Below are 9,134 nucleotides of genomic sequence, written 5' to 3' on the forward strand. Positions count from 1 at the left end.
GTCAGACCATACACTCAGCCCTCCGTTGTATGTTCGTTGATCATGGGTGACATCAGCTTCAACTTGTCCGACGTCTTCGGCACGGTGGCCGCGGCGATCCCCGATCAGCCATTCCTGGTGTGGCGCGACCGTCGGCTGTCCTACGCCGACGTGGACCGCCGGGTGTCCGGCATCGCCAACTACCTGACCTCGGTCGGGCTGGGCTGTCACGCCGAGCGCGACACGCTGGCGGGTCACGAGTCCGGGCAGAACCACCTCGGCATCTACCTGCGCAACGGCAACGAGTACCTCGAGGCGATGATCGGCGCGTATCGGGCGCGAGTAGCGCCGTTCAACGTCAGCTATCGCTACGTCGAGGACGAGCTGGTGTACCTGCTGACCGACTCGAAGGCGACGGCGCTGGTCTATCCTTCCGAGTTCGCGCCCCGGGTGGCCGCGATCCGCGACCGTCTGCCCGAGCTGCGGGTGCTCATCCAGGTGGCCGATCACTCCGGCAATGCCTTGCTGCCCGGCGCCGTCGACTACGAATCGATCCTGGACACTCCTGCGCCGTCGAATCCGCCGACGCCGTCGGGCGACGATCTGTACATCCTCTACACGGGTGGCACGACGGGCATGCCGAAGGGCGTGCTGTGGCGTCAGCACGACATCTTCCTGTCGTCGATGGGCGGAAGACCTTGGGGCAGTGACACTCCCCTGGCCTCGCACGACGAGCTGGCCGAGAAGGCGCGGGCGTCGGCAGGTGCGGTGTCGATGATGATGATTCCGCCGTTCATGCACGGCGCCGCGCAATGGGCGGCGTTCAACGCGGTGACGATGGGCGGCCGCATCGTGATCCCCGACGACGTCGAACGGATGCGGCCCGCCGAGGTGCTGCGGCTGGTCGTGAGCGAGAAGGTGTTGAGCATGCCGGTGGTGGGCGACGCGATCGCGCGCCCGCTGCTCGACGAGATCGAGGCGGGCGACTACGACCTGTCGAACCTGTTCACCATCACCAATGGCGGTGCGCCGTTGTCGCCGACCGTGCGGATGCGCATTCTCGCCGCGGTGCCGCACCTGATGCTGCTCGACGCGGTGGGCGCGTCGGAGTCGGGCGCTCAGATGAGCACGATGACGACGGCGGGTGCCGAGGCGACGCCTGCGACGTTCACGCCGCAGTTCGACACCGCGGTGGTGTCCGCCGAGCTGGACCGGGTGCTGCAGCCCGGTGAGGGCCAGGGCTGGCTGGCGCGACGGGACTTGATCCCGCTCGGGTATCTGGGTGACGAGGCCAAGACGGCCCGCACGTTCCCGACGATCGACGGGGTGCGTTGGTCGGTGCCAGGTGATCGCGCAGACGTGTTGCCGGACGGGCGGATTCAGCTATTGGGCCGCGATTCGGTGACCATCAACTCCGGCGGGGAGAAGATCTTCGTCGAGGAAGTCGAGCGCGCGATTGCCGCGCACCCGAGCGTGTACGACGTGGTGGTGGTGGGCCGTCCGTCGGAGCGCTGGGGCAGCGAGGTGGTGGCCGTGGTCCAATTCGCCGAGGGCGCCGAGGCGACCGATGAGGAGCTCGTCGAGGTGTGCCGAACGTCGATAGCTCGGTACAAGGTGCCGAAGGCGTTCATCAGGACGCCGAAGATCGTGCGCTCCCCCGCGGGCAAGGCGGACTACCGTTGGGCGAAAGAGGTTGCGATGCAAGGCGTCAGCCCGTGAAGATCGACATCTCGTTGCCCCGTCCCGGCTCGAAGGGCAGTGCCAGGGACAGATAGCCGTTCGCCGGGTCGCGAACGTGGTCGAGATAGCCGGGCGTGGCGTTCTCCGCGAGTACCAGCGTGCCCGTCCGCAGGTGCGGCTCCAGGAGTTCGAGCACGGCACGGTAGAGACTGAACGCACCGTCGAGGTGAATCACGTCGATCGGGCCGCCCACGCCATCGCGGAGCGTGTCCAGGGCATCGCCGACGCGGATGTCGACGAAGTCGGCCAGCCCTGCCGCGGCAAGGTGTTCGCGGGCCCGCGCCGCCTTGGTGGGTTCGAGTTCGGTGCCGATCACGGTGCCGCCGCCGTTGTCGCGGACGGCGCAGGCGAGATGGATGGTCGAGATGCCGAACGACGTGCCGAACTCGACGATGCGGGTGGCCGAAGCGGCTCGGCCACACATGTAGAGCAGTCGACCGAATTCCGGTGACACGCTGAGGAAGTGGTCGGCCACCCGGTGGTACACGGCCTTGTAGTCGCGACTCTCGGCGTCGAGGAGCTCGGCCAGCGGATCGGCTCCTGCGCCGATACCGTCGAGAAACTCGGCGACGTAGGGGGCATCGGTGACCTCGGCTTGCCGGAACAGCTGGTCGAGAACGTCGCCGACCCGGCGGCTGGTGAGTGAATTCATCTGGTAGTCCTCCGTTTTCGGTGCCGAGCGCTTGGTCGTCGAGCGCTGGCGTCGAGCACTGGCGTTCAGCACTTTCGTCGAGCACTGTCGTCGAGCACTATTGTCGGCTCGCTGCGGTGCGGTTGACTACTCGCCTTTGGGCTCCCCCGAAGCCCCTGCTCGATGGCGTTGCCGTTCCTCGTTGCTCGCCTTTGGCTCGCCAGGGAACACCCGAGAACCGGTCCAGTCGGATCTACGCTGAAGGGGCGATGACCGCCAAACCGAACGAGCTTGGGCCGCGCAGACGTCCCCGTCAGCGCCGGTCCGAGGAGACCCGCGACCGCATCCTCGATGCCGCCGTCGAGGTGTTCACGGAGTTCGGCTACGCACGCGGAACCACCAACCGCATCGCGGAGTGGGCCGAGGTCTCCGTCGGCTCGCTGTATCAGTACTACCCGAACAAGGACGCCATCGTGGCGGAGCTGGTGGCGCGTCACCTCGATGCGGGGATCGCGGCGGCGACGGAGCGCCGGCGGACCGGGATGCCGGAGTCGATCGGCGGCGTCATGCGGGCGATCGTCGGGACTGCCGTCGCCAACCATGCTCACGATCCCGGGTTCCTGCGGATCCTGATGGAGCAGGCGCCCCGCTCGCACGAGCTCATGACCAGGGTGGCTGAGCTTCAGCATCGGGCGATCGGCGACATGCGCGAGATCCTGCAGGCCCAACCGGACGTCGTCGTCGCGGACGAGGACGCCTCGGCACGGCTGGTCGTCGCGACGGTCGACGTGGTGGTTCACCAGCTTCTGGCCGCCCCCGACCCGCTCGCCGCGTCGGTCGTCGAGGACGAGGTGGTGGCGATGCTGACGCGCTACCTCGCGGGTGGCTAGCTCAAGCGGGTAGGAAAGTACGCCATGGCTCGCCCGCCGACGGCCCACACCGTCGACGGACGTTTGACCATCCCCCCACGGGCGAAGCTGGCGGGGCCGCGCAACGAGGTGCTGACCTCAAGCGCCGACCGGGGGTCGGCGCGGCTCGGGGTTTGACCTACTTGGTCAAGGTGAACTGGCAGAGGTTCGTGTAGCCCTTGTGGAAGAAGTTCGAGCAGCCGGTCAGGTACTTCATGTACCGCTCGTACATCTCCTCGGACTGCAGCGCGATGGCCTCGTCGCGCTTGGCCTCCAGAGTCGCTGCCCAGATGTCGAGGGTCTTGGCGTAGTGCTCGCGCAGTTTGTGGATGCGTTCGATGGTGAAGCCCGAGGCGGTGGAGAAGTTGACGATCTCGTCGATGACGGGGATCTGGCCGCCGGGGAAGATCTCGTCGCCGATGAACTTGGTGAACCGCAGCAGTGTCATCGTGATCGGGAGATTGAGTTCCTCGCGCTCCTCGGGACCCGCGCGGGTGATGGTGTGCAGCAGCATGATTCCGTCATCCGGCAGGGCGTTGTGGGCCATGTCGAAGAACCGGCCGTAGCGGTCGTAGCCGAAGTGCTCGAAGGCGCCGATCGACACGATGCGGTCGACCTTGCCGTCGAACTGCTCCCATCCCATCAGTTCGACGCGCCGGTCTCGGTCACCGGGAATGTCCTTGAGCAGCCGGCCGACGTGGGCGGCCTGGTTGCGGCTGAGGGTGAGTCCGATGACGTTGACGTCGTACTCTTCGATGGCGCGCTTCATGGTGGCGCCCCAGCCGCAGCCGATGTCCAGCAGCGTCATCCCTGGCTCGAGGTTGAGTTTGCCCAGCGAAAGGTCGATCTTCGCAAGCTGCGCCTCGTGCAGCGACATGTCCTCCCGCTCGAAGTAGGCGCAGCTGTAGGTCTGGGTCTCGTCGAGGAACAGCCGGAAGAACTCGTCGGACAGGTCGTAATGGGCCTGGATGTCGTCGAAGTGCGGTTTCAGAGTTTGACCTCGGTGCCTGGCACGCATGGGCGCCTCCTCACTATCTGCACTATCTGCGCTACGTCGGCGTCGGCCTTCGCGCCGGGGACCGTTTGCTACCCTACGGGACGAAGTTGCCAGGAAGCTGTGATGGCGTCGAATGCGGCGGATGTCCTCAGACCCTACGACGAACGGCTGCGAGCAGTCCGGGGCGGGCCAGGACCGCCTCCCGAGCGGCGACGAGGGCGAGCGGCGAGACTCTGGAATCGGCAACCCAGTGGTCACCCCCGTATCCCGTCTGCCTGCTGGAACGCCTCTCCGATGCGCAGCCGGGCGCGCGTGAGCCGCTGGGCATCGGGGGAAACGTCGGCGTGGCGGGGCACGTCGCATCGTTCGGCGTAGGTGGTGGGCCGCGCGAGCCAGCCGAGATGGACGCGGTCACGAACTCGAAAGATTTGCGCGTGACCGTCGGCGGCCGACGTGCAGGCGATCGACCGGACCGAGGCCATCAGGCCGGGGGTCCCGGTAGGTTGACGCCATGGCGGAGACGGTCTCGGCATGGAGGCGGAGATGCATCGAGGGGTGGGTTCGTGAGCTACGCACATCCGCAGTCGTTGGCTGGTCGGGCGGTCATCGTAACGGGCGCCGCGCAGGGCGTCGGCAAGGGCATCGCAGGTGCGTTGTTGGAGCGGGGCGCGTCGGTGCTGCTGGTGGACCGTCAGCCCGATGTGCTGGCCGAGACGGCAAGCGAATTCGCCAGGGCGAGTTTGCCTTCGGAGTACCTGGTGGCCGATCTGCGGGATCCGCTCAGCTCGGGTGAAATCCTGGACGTCGCGTTGACCAGGCTCGGGAAGATCGATGCCTTGGTCAACAACGCGATCGCAACGAATGAACCAAAACCGTTGGCGGACATCACTGAAGAGGACTACAACCTGGTATTCGACGTCGGGCCGAAGGCGACGTTCTTCTTGATGCAGGCGGTCCATCCGACGATGGCTGCGGCGGGGGGCGGGGCAATCGTCAATCTGGGGTCGGGTTCGGGGACGGGCGGCCAGGCGATGTTCAGCGCATATGCAGGCGCCAAGGAGGCGATCCGGGGCATGTCGAAGGCGGCGGCGATCGAGTGGGGACGCGACAACGTGCGGGTCAACGTCGTGTGTCCGTTCGCGGACTCCCCCGGCGTGCTGTCGTGGCAGGAGATGGCGCCAAAGGATTACGACCGCGCGGTGCGGGGCGTCCCGTTGCGGCGGGTGGGCCGCATGCGCGAGGACATTGGGGCCGTCGTGGCGTTTCTGATCGGCGAGGACGGCACGTATTTGACTGGTCAGACCATCATGGTGGACGGCGGAATGGGCGTGTTCCGCTGACCTGGCGAAAGGTGCTCTCGAGCAGGGATTTACAGGGCTCCGGAGCCGTTGGACGGCACGCGTCGCGACACCGCTTCTACGTTCGCGTCAGCGGTGTGGATCCGCATCCCGAACTCAACGGGCAGAGCACTTTCAGCAAATCCACTTGATGACGATGCGCTCAAGTCGTGTCATCGATCCCGATACTTGACCGATTCAGAGGCGATCCCCGCCGAAGTCCATACAGGCTCTCCGGCAACGACATTCGCCTCGGTCATCCGCGGGCCGCAGCCCGGTGTTCCGGACGGTGGACTGCGCGGTTGTTCTGCGGCTTGACGTGGTGTTTCCTCGTGACGATGCACCCCGTTGCGAAATCGGCACTGGGGCAGGTGAGCACGACTCCCAGCCAAGTGCGTTCACTCGAAAATGGATCTCCGGCAAGCGATCCTTGGCGACGCTCGCGGCACGATCTTGAAAAGTGATGGCTGCCACAGATTTTGGCATCGAGCAAATGTCGTCGGTAGCGTCCGACGTCATGATCGATGCTATTGCGACAACTGCGCTGTTGACTCTGGTCAACCAGGTGTCGGGTACGCCGTATCGGACGGGCGGCGATTCGCCTTCCGGTACGGACTGCTCCGGCCTGGCGTCCTGGGTGGCCAACGCGGCTACCGGCCGCCCGATCTATGGCGACCGCTTCCACACTGGCAACGAGCGCCAGGCCCTGCTGGCGCGCGGCTTCCAGCCGGGCACCGCACCCGGGGCTCTGGTCATCGGGTGGAACTCCGGCCACACGGCAGTGACGCTCCCCGACGGCACCCCCGTTTCGGCGGGTGAGGGTGGCGGCGTGAAGATCGGCGGCGGCGGCGCGTTCCAGTCGCAGTTCACCAATCACATGTACCTGCCGGTGGCGCCCGAGAACCCGCAAGCCGCCGATCCAATGGCTCCCCCTCCTCCGGCGGACCCGTCTGCGGCTCCCCTGCCCGCAGATCCGATGGCTCCGCCTCCTCCAGCGCCGCCGGGGCCTGCCGACCTTCCTGCCGTCCAGATGGCGGACTTCGCGGCGCCGCCGCCCGACGCGGCCCCGGCACCCGAGCCGCCTGCGCCGGATGTTCCCCCGGTACCGGTTCAGCCGCCGCCGATCTGACGAAAGGCCGTCGACATCGACCAGGGTGGCGGCTCCAAATTTCTTCACGGACTTTGCTGAACCTCCAGGTACGATCACGCCGTGGTCGAATCGTCCATTAGCCGTGTGTCGAACTTGAGGGAACGCAAGAAGGCCCGCACCCGACGAATCTTGGTCGACGCGGCAGTGGACCTGTGTCTCAAGCAGGGATACCACGAAACCACCGTCGACCAGATCTGTGAAGTCGCAGAGATCTCCACGCGGACGTTCAACCGTTACTTCGCGACGAAGGACGCGGTGTTCATCGCGGTAATCGATGACTTTGCCGTCGAGATAGCCGCCGAGCTGCGTGCGCAACCGCCGGCGGTCGGACCCATGGAGTCGCTGCGGGCAGCCCACGCCGCGGTGCTCACCCGGGTGGCGAAGGGGTTGACTCCCACGCTGACGGCTGACCGCATCGTGCTGATGCTGAAGATCGTGTACTCGTCGGACGCGTTGCGGCAAGCCGCAATCGACTACCGCGGCGGTCCCGCCATGGAGGCGTTGGCCGAAAAGATGGGTGTCGAGGTGGGTGACAAGCGCATGGAGTTGGCCGTGTCCTTGTTCACGACGACGATCGTCGCTGCGTGCAGTGATCTGGTGGTGGGCACCCCGGACGTGACGTTGGGGCCCGAGGCGGTGCTCGAGCGCTTGGAGCGGACGCTCGGTCAGGTTGCCGAGTTGACCGCCGACCTCAAGCTGTCCTGAGCCCTACCGTTTCATTCGCGCGCCGAAGCCAGCGATGCCAATCCCGACGAGGGCGACGATCGGCCCGATGATGGACCACGTGACGGTGTTGCTCATGGGGCTGCCACCGACGACGCCGAAGCCCTGCAGAGCCCACAGCACGCCAAAGCAGGCGACGACGATCCCGATGCCAAGCAAGACGATCCGCATGGCCTCGAGGCTAGTCCGGTCTCGTCGAGGTGTCGCACTAGTACCGGTGACGGTGGCTGCCGGGATCGGAGCCTGGTCCACCGACACCACGCCTTCGAGTTTCGCCACGGAACCGTCGATCAGCGAGCTCTTGCCGGAGCCCGCCGGTCAGTAAGCCGTCTTGGGTTCTGGCCACCAGTCGGAACGCTCGATCGGTGTGGCTGCAGTACCCGTGAACCGCTCGACGACGTCGGTGAGTGCCGAGACCTCCCCGCGCGCGATGGCCTGATACCACGATATCCATGCCTCGATCTGGTTGCCGTCGATGCCTTGCTTCCAGCGACGACTGAACGCCTCTTCGAGCGTCTCGCCGTGGTAGCGGTACGGCCGCCCAGTTGCGGTCGAGATCCGTCCGACCGCCTGCTCGAGGGTGAGCAACTCGGGCCCGGTGACTTCAAGGATGGCGCCGTCGTGTTCGGTGGTGGAGTCGAGTGCTACGGCGGCCACAACTGCTGCGATGTCGCCGTGCGTGACGAATGCCGCTTGCCCCGTTCCGCCCGGTCCACTGATCTGGAGATTCTCGTCGGCCAGCGCGGCTGGCGTCGTTGCGTAGAACCCCGCCCGAAAGACGGTGTGCCGCACACCGGTTCCGGCGATGAACTGCTCGGTGAGCCAGTGGTCGCGGGCATTGCGGTAGGTCGCGACGGGGCCCGCGCCGAGCAGCGAGACATAGAGGACTCGTTGGACACCGACGGCGATTGCTGCCTCGACCACGCTCGCATGCTCTTCCAAGCGCCTGCCCGTTGGGTGCCCCGAGATCAGCACCAGGGTGGTTGCACCTTGCAGAGCTCGACGCATCGCTTCGGAATCGGAGTACACGGCAGGGCCACGACGTTGGGCGTTTGCGAGTTGCGCCAGATTCGCCGGGTTGCGTGACACGAGTAGTTGCGGAGCGTCGCGTTTGGCGATCTCGACCGCGATTCGGCTGCCCAGTGCGCCAGTAGCGCCGGTCACGGCGATGGCTCCGGTTTCACCGCGGTGTTGGTTCACGGGCTCTCCTCGATCGTTGATCCTGAATGTCCCACCGCCAGCTAGTACGATGACCTTCGTACATGAGGTTAGCCACGAGATAGGTACGATGCAAGTCGTACCTGAGTTGAGGTAGCGCCGCAGTGAAGCCGAAGATGACGTTGCAGGGTGTACTCGCTGCGCTGACCGACCCGCACCGCAGAGGGGTAGTCGCCGAACTGGCAGCGGCATCTGTCGATGCTGAACGTACGTGCTCGTCGTTCGGACTCGCGGTGACCAAATCGACCGCCACCCATCACTTTCGAGTACTACACGACTCTGGCCTGATCCAGCTGACCGATTACGGCAACCGTAAAGGAGTACTCCTGCGGCGGGCGGACATCGACCGGCAGTTTCCGGGGCTGCTGTCCCTGGTAGTTGCTGAGACCAGCCGATAGCCTCAGCCGGGCTCGTCTAAGTGAGGGCTAGGTCGCCGGACCATCCGCGGGCC

At 66.0% G+C, this 9,134-nt stretch carries 12 protein-coding genes; 7 read left to right on the plus strand and 5 right to left on the minus strand.

Annotated elements, in window-relative coordinates; translation table 11 throughout:
* Window positions 1-42 precede the first annotated feature (42 nt).
* Complete coding sequence (locus ABW137_RS16445; RefSeq protein WP_526401805.1) at window positions 43-1,698, plus strand: acyl-CoA synthetase; 1,656 nt, start codon at window positions 43-45, stop codon at window positions 1,696-1,698.
* On the opposite strand, the gene ABW137_RS16450 is transcribed toward ABW137_RS16445, so the two are convergent.
* A complete protein-coding gene (locus tag ABW137_RS16450) occupies window positions 1,688-2,371 on the minus strand; it encodes an O-methyltransferase (protein ID WP_526401807.1) in 684 nt (227 codons plus the stop codon). The two genes, ABW137_RS16445 and ABW137_RS16450, sit on opposite strands and share 11 nt — an antisense overlap.
* Window positions 2,372-2,619: 248 nt before the next feature.
* Here ABW137_RS16450 and ABW137_RS16455 point away from each other — a divergent pair, with 248 nt between their 5' ends.
* Window positions 2,620-3,240 carry a TetR/AcrR family transcriptional regulator gene (locus ABW137_RS16455; RefSeq protein WP_526401808.1) on the plus strand — a complete coding sequence of 207 codons (621 nt, stop codon included), beginning with the start codon at window positions 2,620-2,622 and terminating at the stop codon, window positions 3,238-3,240.
* Window positions 3,241-3,264: 24 nt separating this feature from the next.
* Complete coding sequence (locus ABW137_RS16460; protein WP_526401810.1) at window positions 3,265-3,396, plus strand: hypothetical protein; 132 nt, start codon at window positions 3,265-3,267, stop codon at window positions 3,394-3,396.
* Window position 3,397: 1 nt separating this feature from the next.
* On the opposite strand, the gene ABW137_RS16465 is transcribed toward ABW137_RS16460, so the two are convergent.
* Together ABW137_RS16465 and ABW137_RS16470 are read right to left on the minus strand one after the other, a co-directional pair.
* Window positions 3,398-4,276: a cyclopropane mycolic acid synthase family methyltransferase gene (locus tag ABW137_RS16465; RefSeq protein WP_526401812.1), complete on the minus strand. Its 879-nt coding sequence runs from the start codon at window positions 4,274-4,276 to the stop codon at window positions 3,398-3,400.
* A gap of 233 nt (window positions 4,277-4,509) precedes the next feature.
* Entirely contained in the window at window positions 4,510-4,737 is a 228-nt protein-coding gene (locus tag ABW137_RS16470; RefSeq protein ID WP_526401814.1) for a hypothetical protein, read from the minus strand.
* Window positions 4,738-4,818: 81 nt separating this feature from the next.
* Between ABW137_RS16470 and ABW137_RS16475 the strand changes: the two genes are divergently transcribed.
* The 3 genes from ABW137_RS16475 to ABW137_RS16485 all read left to right on the plus strand — a co-directional run bounded on the left by ABW137_RS16475 (window position 4,819) and on the right by ABW137_RS16485 (window position 7,447).
* Window positions 4,819-5,595: an SDR family NAD(P)-dependent oxidoreductase gene (locus tag ABW137_RS16475; RefSeq protein WP_526401816.1), complete on the plus strand. Its 777-nt coding sequence runs from the start codon at window positions 4,819-4,821 to the stop codon at window positions 5,593-5,595.
* 514 nt (window positions 5,596-6,109) lie between these two features.
* Window positions 6,110-6,721 (plus strand): NlpC/P60 family protein, encoded by a 612-nt coding sequence (locus ABW137_RS16480; RefSeq protein WP_526401818.1) that lies wholly within the window; start codon window positions 6,110-6,112, stop codon window positions 6,719-6,721.
* Between the two features lie 81 nt (window positions 6,722-6,802).
* Window positions 6,803-7,447, plus strand: coding sequence for a TetR/AcrR family transcriptional regulator (locus ABW137_RS16485; protein WP_526401820.1), 645 nt, complete (start codon window positions 6,803-6,805; stop codon window positions 7,445-7,447).
* Between the two features lie 3 nt (window positions 7,448-7,450).
* On the opposite strand, the gene ABW137_RS16490 is transcribed toward ABW137_RS16485, so the two are convergent.
* A complete protein-coding gene (locus tag ABW137_RS16490) occupies window positions 7,451-7,636 on the minus strand; it encodes a hypothetical protein (RefSeq protein ID WP_526401822.1) in 186 nt (61 codons plus the stop codon).
* A 147-nt stretch (window positions 7,637-7,783) separates the two neighbouring features.
* Window positions 7,784-8,665, minus strand: coding sequence for an NmrA family NAD(P)-binding protein (locus ABW137_RS16495; RefSeq protein WP_526401824.1), 882 nt, complete (start codon window positions 8,663-8,665; stop codon window positions 7,784-7,786).
* Window positions 8,666-8,787: 122 nt separating this feature from the next.
* On the opposite strand from ABW137_RS16495, the gene ABW137_RS16500 reads away from it, so the two are divergent.
* Window positions 8,788-9,081 (plus strand): ArsR/SmtB family transcription factor, encoded by a 294-nt coding sequence (locus ABW137_RS16500; protein ID WP_526401826.1) that lies wholly within the window; start codon window positions 8,788-8,790, stop codon window positions 9,079-9,081.
* The last annotated feature ends 53 nt before the right edge of the window (window positions 9,082-9,134 follow it).

Source organism: Mycobacterium sp. (genome assembly GCF_040509115.1).
Classification (GTDB): Bacteria; Actinomycetota; Actinomycetes; order Mycobacteriales; family Mycobacteriaceae; genus Mycobacterium.

Bases quoted from the DNA above. Each gene is read 5' to 3' on its own strand.
- ABW137_RS16490 (WP_526401822.1), bottom strand. From the start codon at position 7,636: ATGCGGATCGTCTTGCTTGGCATCGGGATCGTCGTCGCCTGCTTTGGC.
- ABW137_RS16450 (WP_526401807.1), bottom strand. From the start codon at position 2,371: ATGAATTCACTCACCAGCCGCCGGGTCGGCGACGTTCTCGACCAGCTG.
- ABW137_RS16455 (WP_526401808.1), top strand. From the start codon at position 2,620: ATGACCGCCAAACCGAACGAGCTTGGGCCGCGCAGACGTCCCCGTCAG.
- ABW137_RS16480 (WP_526401818.1), top strand. From the start codon at position 6,110: ATGATCGATGCTATTGCGACAACTGCGCTGTTGACTCTGGTCAACCAG.
- ABW137_RS16465 (WP_526401812.1), bottom strand. From the start codon at position 4,276: ATGCGTGCCAGGCACCGAGGTCAAACTCTGAAACCGCACTTCGACGAC.
- ABW137_RS16470 (WP_526401814.1), bottom strand. From the start codon at position 4,737: ATGGCCTCGGTCCGGTCGATCGCCTGCACGTCGGCCGCCGACGGTCAC.
- ABW137_RS16445 (WP_526401805.1), top strand. From the start codon at position 43: ATGGGTGACATCAGCTTCAACTTGTCCGACGTCTTCGGCACGGTGGCC.
- ABW137_RS16460 (WP_526401810.1), top strand. From the start codon at position 3,265: ATGGCTCGCCCGCCGACGGCCCACACCGTCGACGGACGTTTGACCATC.